Annotated in this window: 24 protein-coding genes; 12 read left to right on the top strand and 12 right to left on the bottom strand. The window is 45.4% G+C overall.

Features of this window, described 5'->3' with window-relative positions; genetic code table 11:
• Positions 1-6: 6 nt before the first annotated feature.
• The 8 genes from JWV37_RS07010 to JWV37_RS06975 all read left to right on the top strand — a co-directional run bounded on the left by JWV37_RS07010 (position 7) and on the right by JWV37_RS06975 (position 6,545).
• Positions 7-804 carry an ABC transporter permease gene (locus tag JWV37_RS07010; RefSeq protein ID WP_205459128.1) on the top strand — a complete coding sequence of 266 codons (798 nt, stop codon included), beginning with the start codon at positions 7-9 and terminating at the stop codon, positions 802-804.
• Positions 788-1,537, top strand: coding sequence for a TIGR02757 family protein (locus tag JWV37_RS07005; RefSeq protein ID WP_240332083.1), 750 nt, complete (start codon positions 788-790; stop codon positions 1,535-1,537). The genes JWV37_RS07010 and JWV37_RS07005 overlap by 17 nt, the downstream gene beginning before the upstream one ends.
• Positions 1,538-1,619: 82 nt before the next feature.
• Positions 1,620-2,300 carry a F0F1 ATP synthase subunit A gene (locus JWV37_RS07000; RefSeq protein WP_205459073.1) on the top strand — a complete coding sequence of 227 codons (681 nt, stop codon included), beginning with the start codon at positions 1,620-1,622 and terminating at the stop codon, positions 2,298-2,300.
• Between the two features lie 10 nt (positions 2,301-2,310).
• Positions 2,311-2,595, top strand: coding sequence for a hypothetical protein (locus tag JWV37_RS06995; RefSeq protein ID WP_205459072.1), 285 nt, complete (start codon positions 2,311-2,313; stop codon positions 2,593-2,595).
• Complete coding sequence (locus tag JWV37_RS06990; protein ID WP_205459071.1) at positions 2,570-3,142, top strand: thiamine phosphate synthase; 573 nt, start codon at positions 2,570-2,572, stop codon at positions 3,140-3,142. The genes JWV37_RS06995 and JWV37_RS06990 overlap by 26 nt, the downstream gene beginning before the upstream one ends.
• Before the next feature lie 8 nt (positions 3,143-3,150).
• Positions 3,151-4,578 (top strand): Asp-tRNA(Asn)/Glu-tRNA(Gln) amidotransferase subunit GatB, encoded by a 1,428-nt coding sequence (gatB, locus tag JWV37_RS06985; protein WP_205459070.1) that lies wholly within the window; start codon positions 3,151-3,153, stop codon positions 4,576-4,578.
• Positions 4,579-4,581: 3 nt separating this feature from the next.
• Positions 4,582-5,475, top strand: a complete 894-nt coding sequence (locus tag JWV37_RS06980) for an NAD(P)H-dependent glycerol-3-phosphate dehydrogenase (protein ID WP_205459069.1) — start codon at positions 4,582-4,584, stop codon at positions 5,473-5,475.
• Complete coding sequence (locus tag JWV37_RS06975; protein ID WP_205459068.1) at positions 5,472-6,545, top strand: glycoside hydrolase family 3 N-terminal domain-containing protein; 1,074 nt, start codon at positions 5,472-5,474, stop codon at positions 6,543-6,545. The genes JWV37_RS06980 and JWV37_RS06975 overlap by 4 nt, the downstream gene beginning before the upstream one ends.
• Here the strand turns inward: JWV37_RS06975 and truA are convergent.
• Genes truA through glmU form a run of 7 tightly spaced genes read right to left on the bottom strand, consistent with a single transcriptional unit; the run spans position 6,539 to position 12,911 of the window.
• Positions 6,539-7,261: a tRNA pseudouridine(38-40) synthase TruA gene (gene truA / locus JWV37_RS06970; protein WP_369407664.1), complete on the bottom strand. Its 723-nt coding sequence runs from the start codon at positions 7,259-7,261 to the stop codon at positions 6,539-6,541. The two genes, JWV37_RS06975 and truA, sit on opposite strands and share 7 nt — an antisense overlap.
• A 6-nt stretch (positions 7,262-7,267) precedes the next feature.
• Positions 7,268-8,302 (bottom strand): LptF/LptG family permease, encoded by a 1,035-nt coding sequence (locus tag JWV37_RS06965; protein ID WP_205459066.1) that lies wholly within the window; start codon positions 8,300-8,302, stop codon positions 7,268-7,270.
• Positions 8,295-9,020 carry a prepilin peptidase gene (locus JWV37_RS06960; protein ID WP_205459065.1) on the bottom strand — a complete coding sequence of 242 codons (726 nt, stop codon included), beginning with the start codon at positions 9,018-9,020 and terminating at the stop codon, positions 8,295-8,297. Before JWV37_RS06960 ends, JWV37_RS06965 begins: the two co-directional genes overlap by 8 nt.
• A 1-nt stretch (position 9,021) precedes the next feature.
• Complete coding sequence (uppS, locus tag JWV37_RS06955; RefSeq protein ID WP_205459064.1) at positions 9,022-9,693, bottom strand: polyprenyl diphosphate synthase; 672 nt, start codon at positions 9,691-9,693, stop codon at positions 9,022-9,024.
• A gap of 4 nt (positions 9,694-9,697) precedes the next feature.
• A complete protein-coding gene (locus JWV37_RS06950; protein WP_205459063.1) occupies positions 9,698-10,423 on the bottom strand; it encodes a hypothetical protein in 726 nt (241 codons plus the stop codon).
• Complete coding sequence (gene coaBC / locus JWV37_RS06945; protein WP_205459062.1) at positions 10,420-11,610, bottom strand: bifunctional phosphopantothenoylcysteine decarboxylase/phosphopantothenate--cysteine ligase CoaBC; 1,191 nt, start codon at positions 11,608-11,610, stop codon at positions 10,420-10,422. The genes JWV37_RS06950 and coaBC overlap by 4 nt, the downstream gene beginning before the upstream one ends.
• Positions 11,611-11,612: 2 nt before the next feature.
• Complete coding sequence (gene glmU, locus JWV37_RS06940; RefSeq protein ID WP_205459061.1) at positions 11,613-12,911, bottom strand: bifunctional UDP-N-acetylglucosamine diphosphorylase/glucosamine-1-phosphate N-acetyltransferase GlmU; 1,299 nt, start codon at positions 12,909-12,911, stop codon at positions 11,613-11,615.
• Between the two features lie 188 nt (positions 12,912-13,099).
• Between glmU and JWV37_RS06935 the strand changes: the two genes are divergently transcribed.
• Genes JWV37_RS06935 through JWV37_RS06920 form a run of 4 tightly spaced genes read left to right on the top strand, consistent with a single transcriptional unit; the run spans position 13,100 to position 16,227 of the window.
• Positions 13,100-13,864 carry a motility protein A gene (locus JWV37_RS06935; RefSeq protein WP_205459060.1) on the top strand — a complete coding sequence of 255 codons (765 nt, stop codon included), beginning with the start codon at positions 13,100-13,102 and terminating at the stop codon, positions 13,862-13,864.
• Between the two features lie 10 nt (positions 13,865-13,874).
• Entirely contained in the window at positions 13,875-14,654 is a 780-nt protein-coding gene (locus JWV37_RS06930; protein WP_205459059.1) for a flagellar motor protein MotB, read from the top strand.
• 2 nt (positions 14,655-14,656) lie between these two features.
• Positions 14,657-15,388 carry a flagellar type III secretion system pore protein FliP gene (gene fliP / locus JWV37_RS06925; protein WP_205459127.1) on the top strand — a complete coding sequence of 244 codons (732 nt, stop codon included), beginning with the start codon at positions 14,657-14,659 and terminating at the stop codon, positions 15,386-15,388.
• A complete protein-coding gene (locus tag JWV37_RS06920) occupies positions 15,385-16,227 on the top strand; it encodes a CvfB family protein (protein ID WP_205459058.1) in 843 nt (280 codons plus the stop codon). Before fliP ends, JWV37_RS06920 begins: the two co-directional genes overlap by 4 nt.
• Here JWV37_RS06920 and JWV37_RS06915 read toward each other — a convergent pair.
• The 5 genes from JWV37_RS06915 to JWV37_RS06895 are packed head-to-tail and all read right to left on the bottom strand — an operon-like array spanning position 16,214 to position 20,086.
• Positions 16,214-17,062 (bottom strand): DMT family transporter, encoded by an 849-nt coding sequence (locus tag JWV37_RS06915; protein WP_205459057.1) that lies wholly within the window; start codon positions 17,060-17,062, stop codon positions 16,214-16,216. The two genes, JWV37_RS06920 and JWV37_RS06915, sit on opposite strands and share 14 nt — an antisense overlap.
• Positions 17,063-17,071: 9 nt before the next feature.
• Positions 17,072-18,064: a hypothetical protein gene (locus JWV37_RS06910; protein ID WP_205459056.1), complete on the bottom strand. Its 993-nt coding sequence runs from the start codon at positions 18,062-18,064 to the stop codon at positions 17,072-17,074.
• Positions 18,019-18,672, bottom strand: coding sequence for an ABC transporter ATP-binding protein (locus tag JWV37_RS06905; RefSeq protein ID WP_205459055.1), 654 nt, complete (start codon positions 18,670-18,672; stop codon positions 18,019-18,021). The genes JWV37_RS06910 and JWV37_RS06905 overlap by 46 nt, the downstream gene beginning before the upstream one ends.
• The gene (locus JWV37_RS06900; protein WP_205459054.1) at positions 18,669-19,829 is read right to left on the bottom strand and encodes an ABC transporter permease; all 1,161 of its coding nucleotides are present in this window, start codon (positions 19,827-19,829) and stop codon (positions 18,669-18,671) included. Before JWV37_RS06900 ends, JWV37_RS06905 begins: the two co-directional genes overlap by 4 nt.
• Positions 19,826-20,086 (bottom strand): hypothetical protein, encoded by a 261-nt coding sequence (locus JWV37_RS06895; protein WP_205459053.1) that lies wholly within the window; start codon positions 20,084-20,086, stop codon positions 19,826-19,828. The genes JWV37_RS06900 and JWV37_RS06895 overlap by 4 nt, the downstream gene beginning before the upstream one ends.
• Positions 20,087-20,240: the final 154 nt, after the last annotated feature.

Genomic DNA, 20,240 nt, shown 5'->3' with positions numbered 1-20,240 from the left:
AAGCGTCTGCCTGTTTTGAGTGTTGCTATTCTTGGGGTAATTGTTTTTGGCTCCTTTTTTGGACACATTGTTTATCCTGTTTCTGCTTCACTGCTCCAGCCAGAGGCTATTTTGCTTCCCCCGTCTTTTTCGCACCCTATGGGCACAGACAGGCTTGGGCGTGATGTGCTTGCGCGGGTGATTGCGGGAGGTCAGGTTTCTTTAATTATCGGTGTTGGAAGTGCTTTTGTGGCAAGCTTGGCGGGATTGATGATTGGTGTGAGTGCAGGATTTTTAGGAAAAGGTCTAGATAAAACAATTGTCGTACTTATTGATCTATTTTTAACTTTTCCTACATTTTTTTTATTGCTTGCGCTAGTGAGTTATGTGGAAGCTTCCACGTGGGTGTTGATTGTGGTGATTTCCATTACAGGGTGGATGGGAATGGCGCGATTAATTCGCAGTGAAAGTTTTGGTATTGCTCAAAAACCTTTTATCAAAATCCTCATGATGGCTAAAGTTCCTTTAGGAAAAATTATGCTCAAATACTTCACGCCGCTACTGGCGCCGATTTTTTTCATCAGTTTTACTTTTGGCGTGAGTGGGGCTATTTTGGCCGAAAGTGGGTTGTCCTTTTTGGGGATTGGCATTATGCCGCCTCAGATGAGTTGGGGAACGATATTGGCCGATGGAAAAGAGGTACTAGACATTGCATGGTGGCTTAGCTTTTTTCCAGGATTAATGATTTTTGGAGTGACTTACGCGCTCATTACGCTTTCAGATTTTTTCCAGTCACGCACCAATGAAAATGAAAACCACGCTTAAAACAAGACTCGATAAAGAGGCACAAAAACGCAATGTCGCATCAGAGCTTCTGCCTACAGCTTCTCCTGATCCTATGTGGATTGCCAAGCAACATAAGGATGAATTTAGCGCTTTGGTGTGTGCTTTGTTTGCCTATGGCAATGCTCGTGCTATTGTGAATTTTCTCGCCCAATTTCCCTTTGAAGCTTTACATGTAAAGAGTGAAGCCGAGTTTGGTGCATTTGAGTGGAAACCTTACCGCTTTCAAACAGCCAAAGATGTTGAGGCTTTTACTCTGGGATTGTGGCGCCTTAAACAGAATCATTCACTTAATGCTTTATTTCTTGAAGGGTACAACGCGCATCAAAATGTTGCGGAGGGAGTGCGTATTTTGGTAGATATGCTACATGAGAGCGTACCGCATGTTAGTAGAGGGTTGGCGTTTTTGCTTGGTAAACCCTTTACATGTAAACCTAAAAGCCCTTTAAAACGTTGGATGCTCTACTTGCGCTGGATGGTGCGTAAAGATGCTATTGACCTTGGCCTTTGGAAGGGGGTGGCACCTAGAGATTTGTTGATGCCGCTAGATACACACACCTTTAAGGTGGCACACTCTTTGGGTCTTTTAAAAAGAAAAAGTTATGATTTTCGCGCTGCGGAAGAGTTGACGGAAAATTTAAGGGTGTTCGATTTTGATGACCCGGTAAAATATGATTTTGCCTTGTTTCGTCTAGGCCAAGAAAGAGGCATTTAGTGGGTGTTTTGAGTCAAGTTTCATCTAAACTTAACAAAACGACTGCTATAATCAGCCAAAAATTTACACAAAGGCGTGTTGGATGAAAGACCTATTTCTTTTTTCGGGATTTATTTCCTACGACCACTCTTGGAGTTTTATTTTCCATGTTATTTTGACAGGAATTGTCTGTTTGCTTATTGCGCGCGCAGCAACCTCTTCGATGCAACTTGTTCCTAGGGGAACTCAAAATATTGCAGAAGCATACCTTATGGGTGTTATGACAATGGGTCGCGACACATTTGGCTCTGAAGAACTAGCGCGCAAATACCTGCCCATGATTGCTACGGTTGGATTTATGGTTTTAATTGCTAATGTTATGGGTATTATTCCTGGGTTTCACTCGCCTACAGCAGATATTAACTACACGCTTGCTCTTGCTATTATTGTCTTTTTGTATTACAACTTTGAAGGCATTCGCACTAATGGTTTCAAAAAATACTTTGGGCACTTTATGGGACCTTCTCCTTTGCTGGCGCCCATCATGTTCCCAGTTGAAATTCTTTCGCACATGTCACGTGTTGTTTCTCTCTCTTTTCGTCTTTTTGGGTGTATCCGAGGGGATGATCTTTTTTTGGCAATTATCCTTGTGCTTGCCCCTTGGATTGCCCCTTTGGCTCCCTATACCCTCTTGACGGTTATGGGTCTTCTTCAAACGTTCGTTTTCATGATGCTTACAACAGTTTACCTCGCAGGCGCAGTAATTATAAGCGAGGATCACTAAAGGCCCCCCTTTGAATCCAAAGCCTTTTTTTGACACGCTAGCCACATTCTTAGCGGGCGCCTCTTGGGCGTTCGCTTTGGTGGGGGCGTGTGTGGGGTTTTATCTTTTTTTCCCTTACGGGCTTTTGAGTGCGTTTGTGGTCTCTTTTCTTGCCGCTTTGCCAGGTCTTTTGTGTGTTATTTTTTTTGAAATTGCGTTACTGCAAAGGCAAAAACTAGAAGAGATGAAACGCCACACGCAACTGCTCGAATCTATCAACACCAAGTTAGATGTTCGCTTCTTATCTCATCACTGATTCCCATTTTTATTCACAAGACCCCCATTGCTTACGCAAAATTTTGACAAAGGTGTTGGCGAACCACACTCCTACTTTTGTTTGCTTGCGCGATAAAAGCACGCCAAATTATGCCTCCTTGGCTCTTGCTACTGTTTCGTTGGTGCAAAAAAGAGGCATTAAAGTGCTTCTGCATCAAGACTTCAAGCTTGCCGCGGTTTTGGGTGCTGATGGGGTACATCTCCCCTCTGATGCTAAACATTGCATTCAAGAGGCCAAACATCTTGGGTTACATGTAATAGTAAGTACGCATACGCTAGAAGAGGCTCTTTATGCGCAAGCCCAAGGGGCAGATGCTATTACTTTTAGCCCTATTTTTGCCTCCCCAGGAAAGGGCGCGCCTGTTGGTTTAGAGAAACTAAAAGAAATAGTCGGTATACTAAGTCTTGATGTATTCGCCCTTGGTGGCATCGTAACCAACGAGCATGTTCGCTTGTGTGCACAAACGGGCGCATCGGGCTTTGCCTCCATTCGGTACTTTTGCGATACTTTATGCAATCCACAGTAAGGTCATCCATGTTTGAAACCATTATCGGGCTAGAAGTTCATGCCCAACTTAATACAAAAACAAAAATATTCTGTGCGTGTTCTACGCGTTTTGGTGATGCACCCAATACCAACGTATGTACGGTTTGCCTGGGTCTTCCTGGCGCCTTGCCAGTGCTCAATAAAGAAGCGGTAAAAAAGTCTATCAGCTTTGGGAGAGCCATTAACGCCACCGTTAACAAAACGTCTATTTTTAACCGAAAAAACTATTTTTATCCTGATTTGCCAAAAGGGTATCAAATTAGCCAATTTGAAGTGCCTATTGTCGAAAAAGGTGAAATCTTTTTGGATTTTGAAGATGGAGCACAAAAGCGTATTGGTGTGACGCGTGCACACCTGGAAGAAGATGCAGGAAAAAACATTCATCATGGCAATGAGAGTCATGTGGATTTAAACCGCGCTGGGACACCACTGCTTGAGATTGTAAGTGAACCAGATTTACGCAGCAGTGATGAAGCAGTGATGTATCTGAAAAAGCTTCATGCGATTTTACGCTATCTTGACATTAGTGATGCCAACATGCAAGAAGGAAGTTTTCGGTGTGATGCGAATGTCTCTATTCGCCCCAAGGGCGATTCTAAACTTTATACTCGTGTGGAAATTAAAAACCTAAATTCGTTTAAATTTATTCAAAAAGCCATTGAGTTTGAAGTCACCAGACAGCGCGAAGCATGGGAGGATGGAGTATATGAGCAAGAAGTCGTGCAAGAGACTCGCCTCTTTGACACGCAAACGGGGGTAACACGTAGTATGCGCGGCAAGGAAGACAGCGCGGAGTATCGCTATTTTCCAGACCCTGATTTGTTGCCGGTGATTATTCCTGAAGCGATGATGGAGGAGTGCAGTAAAATCCCTGAATTACCTGATGAAAAAAAGGCACGTTTGGTTAAGGAATATGGCATTAAAGAGTACGATGCTGCAGTCATTACAGGCTCAGTGGAAATGGCTCACTATTTTGAAGCGATGGTTAAAGAAGGCGCAGGGGCAAAAAATGCAGTTACTTGGCTTACGGTGGAGCTGTTGGCGCGATTAACCCACGGGCTTAGCATTGAAACCTCTCCTGTGGATGCAGGCACTCTTGGTGCATTGGTAAAGCGCATCGAAGATGGCACCATTAGCGGTAAAGCAGCCAAAGAGGTGTTGGATTATCTCATGGCCCATAGAGTTAGCGTAGATGAAGCTATTGAAACGTTAGGCCTTACGCAGATGAGTGACGATGGGGCAATTTTAGAGATTATCGAGGAGATTATTGCTGCCAATGGGGACAAGGTAGCAGAATATAAAAGCGGTAAAGAAAAGCTTTTTGGCTTTTTTGTGGGGCAAGCTATGAAAGCAAGCAAGGGGACAGCAAACCCTGCTAAAGTAAACACGCTACTTCAAGCTAAGCTTAATGGGTAACTTATGGAAGTAGGAATCATCGGCGGGGGCAAATGGGGACAAGCGCTTCACTTTGCTTTTTCAAAAAACCACAAGAGCCGCCTTTATTCTCGTACGCCTAAACACATAGAGGGCTTTGCCTCCCTTGAGGAAGTGTTGGCGTGTCCGTTGTTGGTTTTTGCTTTGCCCGCACAAGTGGTTGGTGAGTGGCTAGAGGCTAATTTTGTAGACAAAGGCCAAAGTATCCTCGTAGCAGCCAAAGGGATTGATGTTAGAAAGCATATTTTTTTAAATGAAATGTTCGCTAAACACCTTCCCGAAAACCGTTTGGCTTTTCTTTCAGGCCCCTCTTTTGCTGCGGAAGTCATGCGTGCTCTTCCTACGGCGCTAGTAATTAGCTCTCACAATACATCCCTTGCGCAAACCTATGAAAAGCTTTTTCCCTCTTTTATTAAGACATACACAAACGATGATGTTGTGGGGGCTGAAGTGAGCGGTGCGTATAAAAACGTCATTGCTATAGCCAGCGGCATTTGTGATGGTTTGGAGCTTGGTAACAATGCAAGGGCAAGCTTGATCGCTAGAGGACTTGTTGAAATGGCCCGTTTTGGGGTGCATTTTGGTGCTAAGGAGTCTTCATTTTTAGGTCTTAGCGGGGCGGGAGATCTGTTTTTGACCGCCTCTAGCACCCTTTCGCGTAATTACCGTGTTGGATTGGGGCTAGCACACCTTCGTCCGCTTGAACAAATCCTCAAAGAATTAGGCGAAGTGGCCGAAGGGGTTTATACCGCCAAAGCGATTGTCTCTATGGGCACAAAAGAGGGTATCTATACACCTATTGCAAAAGAAGTAGCACATATGCTTGAGGGTAAGCCTCCTCTTGAGAGCCTGCGTGATTTGTTGAGTCAAAACGGATGAATATTGCTTTACATGTAAGCCTTTCGTTGGTCTTGCTTAACTCCTTTGTTTTTGCCGCTCCCAACATCAAAACAATGGTGGGTCAAATGGTCATGGTGGGATTTGAGGGCCAAATGCCAACAGAGATAATCCCTGTGCTAGAGGCAATAGAAAAGGGGGGTGTTGGGGGTGTGCTTTTGCTTGGCCGCAACATCGCAGACGGACAACAGTTAAAAACACTCACGAGCACCTTGCAAGCAAACGCAAAGAGGACACCCCTTCTGATAGCCGTTGATCAAGAAGGTGGAAAAGTAGCCCGCCTAAACAGCAATAACGGATTTGAAACCTTTGTTTCTGCCAAAGAAGTGGCCACGCAAATGAGTCTCGAAGAAGCCAGTGTTTTATACGGCCACATGGCCAAGCAACTCAAAGTGCACGGCATCAACTATAACCTAGCCCCTGTTGTGGATATTGAAAATCCACATTCTCCTATCATTGGTGATATTGGGCGTAGTTTTAGCCCTCACGTCACAACGGTAAGTTTGTACGCACAAGCGTTTACGCAAGCCTTTGCGCGCGAAAACATAGCCACCGCACTAAAACACTACCCAGGACATGGTAGCGCCACAACAGATTCACATAACACGCTCACAGATGTGACTAGTTCGTGGAGTTTTGATGAGCTTCGGCCTTATTATGATTTTATTCAAACAAACCAAGCACAAAGCATCATGGTAGCCCACGTTTATTTGCGTCAATTTGACCCAAATTTTCCTGCCTCTCTTTCAAAAATCCTTATTACCGATATTTTGCGCGAACGCATGGGATTTGAAGGTGTGGTCATTAGTGATGATATGCTAATGAAGGGAGTTGCGCAAGGGTTTTCCTTTGAAGAGCGCATCATTCATGCAATTAATGCAGGTGTGGATATTGTGATTGTTTCAGATTTTTATACCCAAGGGATGTCTGTGCCAGAGCGCATTGCGAAGAGTGTACATGAGGCTATAAACCGTGGCGAGATTAAGCTGCAAACCCTCGAAGAGGCCTATGCGCGCATTTTGGAATTTAAAAAAACCCTTCAGACTCAATAGTAAATGCGCGTCAGATAAAGCCCATTGGGCGAGACAAGCCCTGTAAAGACTTGGCGTGCATTGTCAATTTGTGCGCGCAAATCCTCTTTTGAGAGCACTCCCTTTTCATAAGCAAGCGCAGCAGCAACCATCATGCGTACCTGAGAGCGTAAAAAACCACTCCCCTTGAATGAAAATACACTTAAATGCTTATGTGTGTACGCATGTGCTTCAAAAAGCGTACGTACATTATGTGTGGTAGGACTCCCTGTTTTCTTAAATAGTGAAAAATCATGTGTGCCCACAAAACATTCAAGGGCTTTATTAATCTTTTCAAGTGAAGGCTTGGTGGGGTAAAAAAGATGGTAAGGGCTTAAAAAAGGAGAAAAGACACCGTGGTTTAGAAGATAGCGGTATTGTCTTGCTGTAGCGCTATAGCGTGCATGAAAAGTGTGTTCTACGGGTGTAATATGTTTGATGTAGATATAGGGCGCAAGGTGTTGATTGAGTGTCGTGCGTAGCAAATGCACATCACTCCAGAATTCGGGTAAGTCTACATGTACTACTTGACCAAGGGCATGAACGCCCTTGTCTGTGCGTCCTGCACCTGCAGGCGTAGTGTTGATATTGAGTTTTTTTAGTGAGGCAATAAGGTGGTTCATGACCGTGTTGGTGTCATGGATTTGTTGTTGAAAGCCTCCAAAACGTGACCCGTCATAAGCAAGGGTCAAAAACACACGCAACTAGTACCTCCGTAAAATTTTTCGCTGAAAATAGAGCCAAGAAAAGAGTAAAAAAAGGCCAAAAATCAAAGGAATACTCAATAAAGGTAATGCTTTGTTGAGTAGCATAATAAGGGCAAAATAGACAAATAAGACAAGAAAAATTCCCCCATAAATCCCTTTTTTTTGGTAACGGTAGGTAACAATTCCAAAGCTCAACGCAAATAAAACGGTTGCCATAGGGAAAAGGGCAATAAGAATATCCAAAGAGATGCGCTCTGCACGCCGTTTGTTGGTCTTGGCTTCCGCCCAATACTCTACAAGCGAAACCACTTCAGAAAGATCACCGCGTCCATAAGTTTGAAGAAACATTTCATTAAAAACAAGTTCATGGATGCGTGCGGGAGAGAATTCATAGCCGCGCCCCGCATCAAGCGAGAGAACCAGCTCACCTTGTACGTTGGTGATTCTACCTTGTTCGGCAAGCAAAAGACGCTCGTTGGTGGTTGCATCGCCTGTTGCATACATAACGACATGCTCATACTCATCGCCGCCATCTTTTTCGTGTTTTCCTTCGATAAACACAAGCCAATCGGAAAAGCGTTGGCCAAATTCAGCAGCCTTGAGCGTGAGACTGGCATTGGTGCGCTTGTAATCAATAAAATTTTTATTTAATTGCCCAGAAATGGGTAAAAATACAAGAGCGTTGGCCAGTAAAAGCAACGAAGTCAGCGTGGCCAAAACAAAGAAAAAACGCGCTATTTTTTTAGGCGAGTACCCGAGTGTAAAAAGAACAATGGTCTCATTTTCGCGGGAAAGCTTAAAAAGCATCAACCCCAGGGCAATGAAAAAAGAGATGGGAATTGTAAAGAGTAAAATTTGAGGCAACATAAAAAGATAAAGTTTTCCTAGCTCTAAAAAGGTGATTTCAATCACCGAAGTAACCCGCGCAATTTGGATAAAAAAGACAATTGACATAATGAAAAAAAGCGTAGCAAACAAAGAGCCAAACATGGAGAAAAAATGGCTTAAAAAATAACGGTTGATTCTATCCATAATAAACCTCAATGAGCCCTGTAATGGGAGTTTGAAAAACGTATGTCAAAAAAAGCCCCAGAGATAAAAAAGGGATAAACGGCAAAGCCACCTCTTTTTTAGAGAGCAAATAAAACGCAAAAAGCGCGAGTAGGGCAGCCAAGTAGATTGCCACAAGCCCGAGGGTGATTCCAAGTATGGCACCCATGATAGCGGCAACAAGAATATCAGCTTCGCCCATCGCTTCTTTTTTGGTAAAGGCGGAAACACCCATGCGCAATAAAGCAAACCCGCCCGCAAACATAAGCGCGTGTTCTAAAGAAACCAATACATTGCCGCTTAGGAGTGCTACGCCAAGGGCGGGAAAGCTGAGCCCATCAGGAACAGCTTTGTAGCGAAAGTCAATGAGAGAAAGGGCAAAAAGCAAGGCAAACACAAGTCCTAAAAAGACCCCTTCTGCCAAAGGTTCTCGAAGGGCTACAAAGATAAAAAGCCCTGCACATATAAGTTCCACAAGAGGGTATTGGATGCTGATGGGTGCTTTACATGTAGCGCATTTAGCCCGGAGAAACAGCCAAGAAAGAAGTGGAACATTGTGATACCACCGTAGGGGTGTTTTACATGTAAGGCAATGGGAACTTGGAAATAAAACACTTTTACCCTCAGGAAGGCGATAAATCGCTACGTTTAAAAATGACCCAACGCACAAACCTAGCAGTCCCATAAATCCTATAATCATCCTAAAGTCCTCCAAAACGACGAACGCTTTGATAGTAGGAGTTAATGAGAGTTTCAAGTTCTTTACATGTAAAGGCGGGCCACAGTGTGGGCGTAAAACGTAATTCTGCATAGGCTGCTTGCCACAAAAGAAAATTAGACAAACGCATCTCACCTCCCGTGCGAATGAGCAAATCCACAGGAGTGGGATCATCAAGAGCGGTTTCGAGTGTTGCGGTTGTGATGGGTGCATGAGCATCTACAAGACGCTGTGCTGCGCGTGTAATCTCATCCAAACCACCGTAATTGAGGGCGAGAACCTGGGTGAGTCCCGTGTTGTTGGCAGTGGCTTCTTTGGTGTGCGCGATGGATTTTTTAAGGGATTGGGAAAATGGACCCATGTCGCCAATAACATCAAAGCGAATATTGTGCGCCAAAAGAGTGGGAAGCTCTTGTTTTAGAAAGCGTGCCAAAAGCTTCATTAAAAAATCCACTTCAGTGCGCGGACGTTTCCAATTTTCAGTACTAAAAGCATAAAGAGTGAGTCTGTTGATTTCGTATTTGGCTGCATAAGTCGTGACTTCGCGTACCACTACAGCCCCTTTTTCATGTCCTTTGGTGCGCGTTAATCCTTGCTCGTTCGCCCAACGGCCATTTCCGTCCATGATGATAGCTAGGTGTGATAAGGGATGCATAGGGCTATCCTCTCACATCAAGTAAGGCATGGGTGCCTTCCCAGAGAGGTTCAAGTGTGTCATTGAGTGAAAAGGTGATAGCGTAAGGGAGTGTGGAAGTGTGGTGGCTTAAAAACAGTGCCGTACGCTCAAACAGTGTTTCAAGGCTAAGGGTATGTTTCATTGGGTTTAGTGTTCCTCTTAGGGCGCCAAGGTTTTCATAGGCAAGGTAAAAGTCTATCAAAGTGTCGTTTAAACTCTTATACTCCCTCCACTGAAGAAGAAACTGGCGACCCTCTATGCGCAAAGGCAAATGAACAATGCCCTCATGGAGCGCCAAAAGCATGGAAGTTAGAGTGTGAAAAAAGACCTTGCTTTGCGCATGATACAGTTCATTTAATAACCACTGTTTTAAAACCAAAGAAGGCTCTTTGGACTCAAGAAGAAGGGTTAAAAATCCAAAAGACTCCATTTCCAAAAGATGTTCATCTGATTGAAGCACGCGAGGCTTGGGACGCAAGTGACTAATGGTTAAAATTCCCTCTTTTGACTCAGTAAAATTCCCCCAATAGCGTGCCCTTGCTTCTAATTCTTTATGACTTTTTGTGGTCATTTCTTTGTGCCCCACCTTGAGTCTATAGCGGCCGTAACCCACTTTTTCAAGCACTTCAATGCTAATGGGGAGGGCGGCATTAAAATGGATGGTGTGGTGGTGTTTTAGGGCGCGGGTAAGGGATTGGGCAAGGTTCATGCAAAGCAGGCCTCGACCAATTTTAAAGAAGCTTCAAGCTTGCTGAGGGGCTCGAAAGTAACTTCTTGGTGGCGTGTTAAGAGGTGCAGTTGGGTGTGGTCGTCTCCAAAAGTAAGCGTGTCGTCCAAAATATTTAAGCACACACCATCAAGTTTTTTAGCCTCAAGCATGGCGCGTGCATTAGCATGGGCATTTTTAGCGTCTGTTTCTGCTTTAAAACCAATGCACCGTATGCCAGTCGCTGCTGCCTGGATTAAAATGTCTTCATTTTGCACTAAAGACAACTCCCACGTACTGCCCAAATCGCTTTTTTTTGCTTTGCCCTCAAGGGTGTTTTTAGGAAGGTAATCACTCACAGCCGCCGCCATTATGAGCGCTTCATGGGCACTTAGTATTTCAAACAAGGTATGTTTAAGTGAGGTCGTATTGGTGTAACTCATCCGTGAAAAAGGAGCGTTTAACGTGTGAGCAGGAGCACTGGTAAGCAAGGTAGGTTTGGCGCCTTTGAGAAAAAGAGCAAGAGCAAGGGCTTCTGCCATTTTTCCACTAGAGTGGTTGCTAAGACAGCGCACCGCGTCAATAGCTTCGGTGGTACCTCCGCCTGTAACAAGGACTTTTTTGCCTTTGAGGGCAGGGGTTTGAAGCAGCGCTTGGGCAATGTACCAAAAAATAGTCTCAGGTTCAGCCATGGCGCCTTTGCCATGAATTTGGCAGGCAAGGAGTTTAGAAATTGGTTCTACAATGCTCGCTCCCCGTTGCGCTAACAAGGCAATAGAAGCTTGTGTGGCGGGGTGTTCTATCATCTGCGTGTTGGCCGCAGGTGCAAAAACAAGAGGATGAGGACACGCCAGAGCCGTTTGCAGTAACAACCCATCGGCAATGCCGTGGGAGAGTTTGTTTAGGGTGTTGGCCGTGGCCGGAGCGATGCAAAAAAGTTCCGCCCAACGGTGGACGTGGATGTGGTTGTCTTGGTTTGTCCAATCTTCGCTCTTTGCGTGCAAAACCCGCTCGCCTGTGATGGCTTCAAAGGTTAAAGGTGTGACAAAACGTTTGGCTTCTTCGCTCATAATGACGCGCACACTGGCTCCGGCTTTGATGAGCAAGCGGGCAAGTTCAACGCTTTTGTAAGCGGCAATGCTTCCTGTGACGCCCAGTAAAATCCGTCGACTGGTTAAAAGATGTTCCATGGCTACTGCTTTGTAGGGAAAAAACGGTGGAAAAAACCCGCTTTGATGGAGAGCTTCGCGCGGCTGATGGCCAGTGCTCCTGTGGGAACATTTTGCGTGATGGTCGAACCCGCAGCAATGAGCACATCATCTTCAATGACAACAGGAGCGATGAGTTGAGTGTCGCTGCCGATGAAAACATTTTTCCCAATCTGCGTGCGGTGTTTGGCTTTGCCATCATAGTTACATGTAATCGTCCCGCAACCCACGTTAGTGCCCTCATCAATGCTCGCATCGCCAAGGTAGCTAAGATGACCCGCTTTAACGCCTTTGAGGGTAGAATTTTTAACTTCCACGAAGTTGCCAAGGTGGGAATCTTGAATGTGACAATGGGGTCGAATCCGTGCCAAGGGGCCTACAGTAGAATCAACAATAGTGCTTGATTCGACGACACTGTTGGCTTTGATGGATGAAGCAATGATAGTTGAATCTCCCAAAATACTCACACCATTTTCAAGAAAACATTCCCCCTCAAAGCGCGCTCTAGCGTCAAGAAAGATGGTTTGGGGAAGGCGCATGCTCACCCCTTCTTCCATCCATTTTTCCCTTAAGCGCTGTTGCATGGCGGTTTCGGCTTGAGCAAGGTGAAGCTTGGAATTAACGCCCATAAACGCCTCTTCATCCACCATAACCGCCTTGACTGCCTCGCCTTGGCTGGTGGCGATTTCCACAAGGTCGGTGAGGTAATACTCATTTTGTGCGTTGGCATTGCGCAGGTTGGGCAGGGCGTTTTCTAAAAACTTTTTTTGAAACACGTACACGCCTGCATTGACCGTGCGCAACGCCTTTTCTTGTGCTGTGGCGTCTTTTTCTTCCACAACGCGTGCGACGTTAGAAGAGGCGTCTAGCACAACCCTGCCATACCCAAAGGGATTACGCGCTTCAAAGACGCTCATAACAACGGCTACGTCGTGGTTTAACAAAGGAGTGAGGGTGCTTGCTTGCACCAAAGGCATGTCGCCGTTTAAGACAAGTACGGTGTCGTATTTGGGGTGCGCGGCTTTGATGGCCCCACCTGTGCCTGGGAAGTTGGCATGGTCTTGAAGGACAAAGGTAATGCCTTCAAAATAAGATGCCATCGCGGCTTTGATGGCTTCGTGCTCGTGGTAGAGCACCACGTGAATATCGTCGCTTAATGTTGTGGCTTCGGAAAGGATGTGAAAAAGCATCGGATGACCGCTAATGGGGTGTAAAACCTTTGGCAAAGAAGACTTCATGCGTGTGCCAAACCCTGCAGCCATGATGACAATAGAAAGATTCATGGGAGCGTCCTTATTAAAAAAAGGTATTGTAGCAAAAATAGGTGAGAAGCAGGTTAAGGCAGGCTTACATTTTTCCTTACATGTAAAGAACACTTTAGACCCATTTGTGGAGACTTAAGGCTTCTTTAACCAATCTTTAACCCAAAAGCAACTAGAATATCCGCATCTTTCACAAGGGGCGTAAACGCATGGATTTGGGAACGGTTGTTGGGTTAGTCTTGACGCTAGCACTTTTAGCAGGCGCAATGGCTATGGGTGTAGGGGTAGGTCCTTATATCGATGTTCCTTCTATTCTCATCGTATTTGGCGGTACAACAGGTGCGCTGCTCACCGGTTTTAAGATGGAGCAGATGAAAAGCATGGTTAAAATCTTTATGATTGCAATCAAGCCTCCACAAGAAAATGTTCCAGAGTTGATTAAAAAAATGGTAGATTACTCCACTAAAGCGCGACGGGATGGTATCTTGGCCTTGGAAAATGATGCCAACAACGAGTCCAATGCCTTTTTGCGCAAAGGCCTTTCCATGGCAGTGGATGGCAATGAGCCAGACAATATCCGCGATTTGCTTGAAATTGAGATGGAACAAACCAGTGCGCGCCATAAAAGTAACGCCGATATTTTTGACCGCATGGCAGGGTTTGCGGGCTCCATGGGGATGATTGGTACGCTCATCGGCCTCGTAGCGATGTTGTTAAACATGGCAGACCCCTCTGCCATTGGTCCAGCGATGGCCGTAGCCTTGCTCACGACCATGTACGGCGCTATGATTGGAAACATTGTAGGCGCACCTGTTAACAATATTTTACTTATTCGCGACAGTGATGAAACCTTGGCCAAAACGCTTATCTTGGAAGGTATTATGGCGATTCAAGCTGGCGATAACCCCCGAACTTTGGAGGCAAAACTTCTCTCCTTTTTGCCGCCCAATGAGCGCACGAGCCAGTTTGAGTAAGCAGTAATTCATGGCCAAGAAAAAAGATCCTTGTAATTGCCCCAAATGTTTGCCAAACTGGTTGGCAGCTTTTGGTGATTTGATGTCTTTATTGCTCTGCTTTTTTGTACTTTTGCTCTCCATGTCCACCATGGATGCTAAAAAAGTACAAGAAGCCATCGGCTCCCTTGCAGGCGCGCTGAGTGTCCTAGAAGGCGGGACAAAGACAGAAATCAGTCGCGAACGGCAACAGCAAGCCACGCCCATTGAGCAACAAGAAGAAACGGCACAACGGGTAAAAACTCTTTCACGTACCATCACAGATGTTAATGAAATGCTTAAAGCAACAGGTTCTCCTGAGGTGACTTTGGAGGAATCTGAGGATGGATTTATTATACGTTTGCCCTCTAATTTACTCTTTCGAGCGGGTTCTGCGGCTATTGATAATGACGATGCAATTTTATTTTTAAAGCGCATCGCTATGGTAATACAACAGCTTCCTGAAGATCTGCATATTAACGCAAGAGGCCACACAGACAGTGAGCCCCCTTCACAAGATAGTCCTTTTAGGGACAACTGGGAGCTCTCCTCTGCCCGTGCAGTGAGTGTGATTAAAGAGTTGCTTTTGAGCAATGTAAGCCCTGAGCGCGTAGTGGCTTCTGGAAAATCTTCTTATGAGCCTTTAGCATCCAATGCCACAGCAGAAGGGCGTGCCAAAAACAGGCGCGTGGATTTGCATTTTTATTCACTCAATAAAGACAATAAAAACGCAGCCCAGCAAAGTGTTCTTGACCAGCAAGGTGCACAGTGAGAATTCTTTTTGGGATATTTTTTCTAAGCGCCTCTTTACTTGGCGTGGATGATCCCGTAACCATTCCTACTGTTAATTTAAGCCTCAGCGCACCAAGTTCACCCGAACAATTGGTCACAAGTCTTAATGTTCTTATTGTTTTAACCCTTTTGGCCCTCGCGCCTTCGTTGATTTTCATGATGACGAGTTTTTTGCGCCTCGTTATTGTTTTTTCTTTTTTGCGCCAAGCTATCGGCACCCAGCAAATGCCACCCAATACGGTGGTTATTTCCTTGGCACTGATTTTAACCTTTTTCATCATGGAGCCTATCGCAAAACAGTCTTATGAGGTAGGAGTAAAACCCTATCTTGCGGAAGAAATCAGTTATCAAGAAGCCTTTGCTCTGGGCGTTGAGCCCTTTAAAGAGTTTATGATTCGCAACACAAGGGAAAAAGATTTGGCCCTTTTCTTTCGAATTCGTAATCTTGAAAACCCTGCCACCGTCCAAGATGTGCCGTTGACTGTGGCGGTACCTGCATTTATGATTAGCGAGCTCAAAACAGCCTTTGAGATAGGCTTTTTGCTCTACTTGCCCTTTTTGGTGATTGACATGGTGGTGAGCTCTGTTCTTATGAGTATGGGGATGATGATGTTGCCGCCGGTGATGATTTCGATGCCTTTTAAGTTGCTTATCTTCGTGCTAGTGGATGGCTGGAATTTACTTGTTGGAAATTTAGTGGAGAGTTTCAGGTGACACAAACTTTGCAGATAGGCCGTATAAATCAGCTCATGATTGAGCGAAAAAGTGACCCAGGATTGTATTTAAAAGCGGGTGATGGGGAAGAGGTTTTACTTCCTAACGCCTATGTTTCCATTACGATGGAGATAGGTCAAACCCTAGACGTGTTTGTCTACACAGACTCCGAAGACAGGCTAGTTGCTTCAACGCGCATGCCTGAGGCGCGTTTGGGGGAATTTGCTCTTCTGGAAGTGAAGGATGTTACCTCCTTTGGTGCCTTTTGCGATTGGGGCTTGCCAAAAGAGTTATTTGTGCCCGTAAAGTTTCAAAAAACACCCTTTAAAGTTGGCCAAAAACGGGTTATTCGGGTGAGTTTGGACGAGCAAACCAACCGCCTCATTGGCGTGGAAAAATTTGGCAAGTTTCTCACCACGCGTCGCCCAGATTTTTCCACAGGGGACGAGGTAGCGTTGTTTGTCCTTGCCTCTACACCTCTTGGGTTTAAGGCTATTGTTAACAACCGTTTCACGGGAATGCTCTTTCATAATGAAGTGTTTGAACCTTTACATGTAGGGAAGCGCACCAAGGGCTACATCAAGGAAGTGCGCCAAGATGGCAAGATAACCCTCTCTTTGCGCCCCTTAGAAAAAGGTGATGTTTTTGCCAAGGAAAAAGTCCTTAGTGTTTTACGCGCTAATGGTTACGCACTCCCTTTTGCCTACAAGGCCACCCCTGAGGAAGTATATGCTTATTTTGGTTTAAGTAAGAAAGCCTATAAGCAGGCACTCACGCAGCTTCAAGAAGAGGGTGCCATTACCCTTGATGAAAATGGCATACGTTTTAGTGGCGCTTAAGGGTTGCTAGGGAGTTGAGGGTAATGGCGCCTAGGATGATAGCGCCTCCTAAAAGTGTTGCTTGTGTAGGAACTTCGTCTAGCCACCACCACCCCCAAAAGGGCGCCAAAACACTCTCTACGATAATGAGCAACCCCATATGTGCAGGAATAAGATACTGAGTCCCCGTCCCAATTAAAATACGTGAAAAAGGGGTGACAAAAAGTCCCATGAGTGCCACAAAAAAGAGTCCTTGCAGGGAAATCTCAAATGAAAAACTCAGCCCACAAAAAAGTGCCATAAAAAACCCACCGAACGAGACAAAAGCTACCCGACTGGCTTTTTTATAGCGCGAGAGAGTAACAAACAAAAAAGACATGCACACTACAGCCCCCATGGCGTAGAGGTTCCCGTGAAAATCCCCCGTACCAAGATCATCCGAGAGGATGATATATAGCCCAATAAACACAAAAAAAGTTGCTATGTAAATACGCAAAGGCGTGGGTTCTTTTAAAATCACAAGGGCAATGAGTGCACTCACCACGGGAGCGCTAGCGAGGATTAAAACCGTGTTGGCGATACCTGTGAGAGAAACGGCCATCACAAAACAGTAGTTTCCCACACCCATGCAAAGACCCGCCAAAAGGGCACCTTGGGGTTGTGCGCTTAAGCTTTGCCTCCATGTCTTGACGCCTTGGGAAAGTAAGATGAGCTGTGTGGAGAGTAAAACAAAAAGGCCAAAATAGACCCCAACCACCACCCCTGGTGCGTTAGCAAGGCGAATGAGTGGCGCTTCGGCACTCATTAATGCTACACCTGCTAAAGTGATAAGTAGTCCTTTGGTTTCTGGTGTCATTATTGTCCTTTAAAGCCACACCCCATTTCTAAGAAAATACCCAAGGGGGTAGGCGCTTAACACCATCACAAGAAGGGTGTTACATGTAAAGGAGAGAGTGTACCAAAAATTTTTCACAGGACGCTGAAGTGTGGCGCTAACAAGGGCAAAAAGAGCACCAAGACCACCTAGAAACAACAAAAGATAGATAAAGTAGCCCACAAAATAGTATTCACTTTGTAAAAGGCAAAAAGGACATTTGTGCGTAGGAAGTTCGTACACATAAGGAGAAAAAAAACGAATGAGAGCCTGAATGGTCACCGCCATCCACAAGAAGCTAGAAAGGCTGAAAAGAATCGGACGGCACAAGTAACGCAACAGGCCAAGCAAACCATAAAGACCAAAAAAGAACCCCAAAATGACGCTGTTTTCATACCAAGGGTTGTTACTGGTTTGGTCAAACAAGATGCTACAACAGGCCACGGGCGTGTCGGTGGGGATGTTGAGAAAATGGGCAAGTTCAAGCAAAAACTCGACTACTAAAATAAAAAAGAGCCCCTGAAAAAGCAAGAATTTTTTTCGCGTAAAAGGGTAAGTGGTTTCGCTTAAATCCACACGGTGCAGCAAAATCCAGGCGCACAACAAAAAAAGTGTAAGGATTTTGACAAAAAACATCCACGCCCCCCACGGGGTCGCACTAACAATGCCTGCCCCACACATGGCGCCTAATACATGTAAAGAAAGCCCATCAATCACCCAGATAAAGAAAAAAAACAAAGGGAGCTTGAGCAGTAAGATAAACATGATAATCGTGCCAACAAGGTAGCTTTTTTTATTGAGTCCATACTGGTAAGAGGTGGTAAGGCGGGGATCAAAGTCAAGGCCGATGCGCAAAGAAGCCAAGAGCGCTATAAGTCCTAAAAAGAGCAAAATTCCCTCCACCAAAAGGAGGGTTTGCACGTAAGGGTTTGCCAAAATCACACACGCCGCCCGTGGGAAAGTTCTACATGGTTGCTGTTCCATGCTAAAAGTAAGGGGTCGTGAGTGGCGATGAGCAAGGTTTTTCCCGCTTCACGCAAGGTATCGAAGGTTTTTAAAAGCTCTTTGGTTAGGGTGACATCGAGGTTAGCGCTGGGCTCATCGGCAAGGATAATGTCGGGGTCGTTGATGAGCGCGCGTATGAGCGCTACTCGCTGTTGTTCGCCGCCTGAGAGGAAAGAAGCAAGGGTGTGTTGGCGCTCAAAAAGGCCAAAGCGTTTCAAAAGTGACTCGGCACGCGGGGTGATGTCTATGCCATCAGGCAAAGCGGGGAGGGCCAGGTTGTTTAAAACACTCAGTCTTGGAATGAGGTGAAATTGCTGAAAAATGATGCCAATATGCCGACGGCGAAGGCGCGAAGCGAAGTGCTCAGGCAAGGAAGAGAGCGGTTTGGAGGCCACATGGACGGTGCCGTGGCTAGGTTGGTAAAGACCCGCGCACAGGGCAAGCAAGGTGCTTTTGCCGCTCCCGCTCACCCCCTTTAACAACACGCATTCTCCTTGCTTTACATGTAAGGAAATATCCCAAAGGGCTTGAAACTCTTGGGGTGTACCTTCGTTGAAAACTTTGCTGACGTGTTCTGCTTGAATCATCGCATCACCTCTCCCGCATCTTCCACGCTCGCCTTCCATGCAGGAATGACAGAAGCGGCAAGGTAGAGCGGTACGGTAGCAAAAAAGAGCAGGAAAAAAAGTGGTACATCTAAAGAAAAAGGAAGGGAAAAAGCAGGGCGCAGGGCACTGTAGCCCGTAAAGATAAGTCGCAAAAGCGGGGCGTCTAAGAAAAACACGTACCCAAGGGCGAGAGTGAAGCCCGTTAAAAAGCCACCCACGCTAATGAGGGCCGCTTCGGTGAGTTTGTGTTTAATGATGTGTTCTACTTCCCATCCCAGCGCTTTTAAGATCCCAATTTCGCGTTTTTCTTGGGAGCTTAAACCACTGGCTTTATCGTATAAAATCATGGCAAAGGTTGCAAAACAAACCAAACTTAGTGCCAAAAACCATCCACCTTTCATGTCGTACAAGCTTAAGTAACGTTGGATGAGTGCCTCTTTGGAAAGAATACGCAAAGTGGGGTTTTGCGCGGCGATTTTAGAAGCCACGGTGCCAATCTCTTCTTCGTTGGGCACCTTAACAAAAGCATCGGTGTAGCCTTGTGGTAAACCTAAAATGGCGCGCGCTTGCGCCATGGGCATGAGGATGACATCATTACTCAGTAAGGAAAGTTCGGGGTCGAAGGTTCCAGCAAGAGTGAGTCTTTCAAACCCACCACCGTGTTTTAAAAAAGAAAGGGAATCGCCAGACATATATTTCTTAAGCAAATGGACCAAAGAAGGGGAGGTGAGCATGGGCGGAAAGGGAGTATCCAATGCTTCTAGGTGCGCACTTGAAGCAAGAGTATTGTACTGCTCCACATAAGGTTCGATGCCCACAAGGCTAACATAAAGGTTATCAAGTTCCAAATAATACATCCCCCACACCCGCCCTTGCACCATACTTACTCCTGCAATCCTCCAAAAAGGCTCCAAAATCGCAGGGGAAATGGGCACAGTTTGGTTACCTTGAAGTTGCTGAACCGTGAGTGCTGGCAAAGAAGAAGCGCTGTGTAAAAAGGCGTGTTTTAGGCTATGGGTAATCATGAGTGACGTGCTCAAAAGCCAAACCAAAAGGGTGAAAATGAAACCGATAAGTAAGTTCTTGCGCCCAAACCTCCCCAAGGAGTGCAGGGTGTAATCAAACAGTGTCCTCATGGAAGAATACCTGTTTGAACAAAACTCCCGCGCACGTGTTCGCGAAGTTCGGGGTGGGTGTCAAATACACTCCACGGGGGCTGGGTAAGCGGGTGGCGCAAAAACAGATGGTTAGAGTGAAAAGCAGGAGTGGCAAAACCCGTCACAGCGGTGAAAGAAGAAGAGGATATAGAAGAATTATAAAGCAAATAAAGCTCTCCACTAAATACCCCAAAAAGCACTAAAGATACTACGAAAAAAAAATGTTTACGGGTCATGTTTTGCCAATCACTTTAAGTGATAAAAGTATAACTACAGGGTGTTAAATATGTGTTAAAAGGTGTAGGTTTTTAAAAATGTTGCTAGAATTGCAGTAAAAATAAAAAAAGGTTTTTTGATTGTGGCGTATTTGGCAATAACAACCCTTATGTG

The sequence above is a fragment of the Sulfurospirillum tamanense genome, assembly GCF_016937535.1.
Classification (GTDB): Bacteria; Campylobacterota; Campylobacteria; order Campylobacterales; family Campylobacteraceae; genus Sulfurospirillum_B; species Sulfurospirillum_B tamanense.
The sequence above is the reverse complement of the archived record's forward strand: the minus strand, read 5'-3'. Positions and strand labels throughout refer to the sequence as shown.

What these genes read in the sequence shown, in the direction of transcription:
- JWV37_RS06935 (WP_205459060.1), top strand. Translation starts at nt 13,100, where the DNA reads ATGGATTTGGGAACGGTTGTTGGGTTAGTCTTGACGCTAGCACTTTTA.
- JWV37_RS06910 (WP_205459056.1), bottom strand. Translation starts at nt 18,064, where the DNA reads ATGGAACAGCAACCATGTAGAACTTTCCCACGGGCGGCGTGTGTGATT.
- JWV37_RS06930 (WP_205459059.1), top strand. Translation starts at nt 13,875, where the DNA reads ATGGCCAAGAAAAAAGATCCTTGTAATTGCCCCAAATGTTTGCCAAAC.
- JWV37_RS06900 (WP_205459054.1), bottom strand. Translation starts at nt 19,829, where the DNA reads ATGAGGACACTGTTTGATTACACCCTGCACTCCTTGGGGAGGTTTGGG.
- JWV37_RS06975 (WP_205459068.1), top strand. Translation starts at nt 5,472, where the DNA reads ATGAATATTGCTTTACATGTAAGCCTTTCGTTGGTCTTGCTTAACTCC.
- JWV37_RS07000 (WP_205459073.1), top strand. Translation starts at nt 1,620, where the DNA reads ATGAAAGACCTATTTCTTTTTTCGGGATTTATTTCCTACGACCACTCT.
- JWV37_RS06915 (WP_205459057.1), bottom strand. Translation starts at nt 17,062, where the DNA reads ATGACACCAGAAACCAAAGGACTACTTATCACTTTAGCAGGTGTAGCA.
- JWV37_RS06980 (WP_205459069.1), top strand. Translation starts at nt 4,582, where the DNA reads ATGGAAGTAGGAATCATCGGCGGGGGCAAATGGGGACAAGCGCTTCAC.
- glmU (WP_205459061.1), bottom strand. Translation starts at nt 12,911, where the DNA reads ATGAATCTTTCTATTGTCATCATGGCTGCAGGGTTTGGCACACGCATG.
- JWV37_RS06950 (WP_205459063.1), bottom strand. Translation starts at nt 10,423, where the DNA reads ATGAACCTTGCCCAATCCCTTACCCGCGCCCTAAAACACCACCACACC.
- JWV37_RS06965 (WP_205459066.1), bottom strand. Translation starts at nt 8,302, where the DNA reads ATGGATAGAATCAACCGTTATTTTTTAAGCCATTTTTTCTCCATGTTT.
- JWV37_RS06895 (WP_205459053.1), bottom strand. Translation starts at nt 20,086, where the DNA reads ATGACCCGTAAACATTTTTTTTTCGTAGTATCTTTAGTGCTTTTTGGG.
- JWV37_RS07005 (WP_240332083.1), top strand. Translation starts at nt 788, where the DNA reads ATGAAAACCACGCTTAAAACAAGACTCGATAAAGAGGCACAAAAACGC.
- JWV37_RS06960 (WP_205459065.1), bottom strand. Translation starts at nt 9,020, where the DNA reads ATGATTATAGGATTTATGGGACTGCTAGGTTTGTGCGTTGGGTCATTT.
- uppS (WP_205459064.1), bottom strand. Translation starts at nt 9,693, where the DNA reads ATGCATCCCTTATCACACCTAGCTATCATCATGGACGGAAATGGCCGT.
- gatB (WP_205459070.1), top strand. Translation starts at nt 3,151, where the DNA reads ATGTTTGAAACCATTATCGGGCTAGAAGTTCATGCCCAACTTAATACA.
- coaBC (WP_205459062.1), bottom strand. Translation starts at nt 11,610, where the DNA reads ATGGAACATCTTTTAACCAGTCGACGGATTTTACTGGGCGTCACAGGA.
- JWV37_RS06905 (WP_205459055.1), bottom strand. Translation starts at nt 18,672, where the DNA reads ATGATTCAAGCAGAACACGTCAGCAAAGTTTTCAACGAAGGTACACCC.
- JWV37_RS06990 (WP_205459071.1), top strand. Translation starts at nt 2,570, where the DNA reads ATGTTCGCTTCTTATCTCATCACTGATTCCCATTTTTATTCACAAGAC.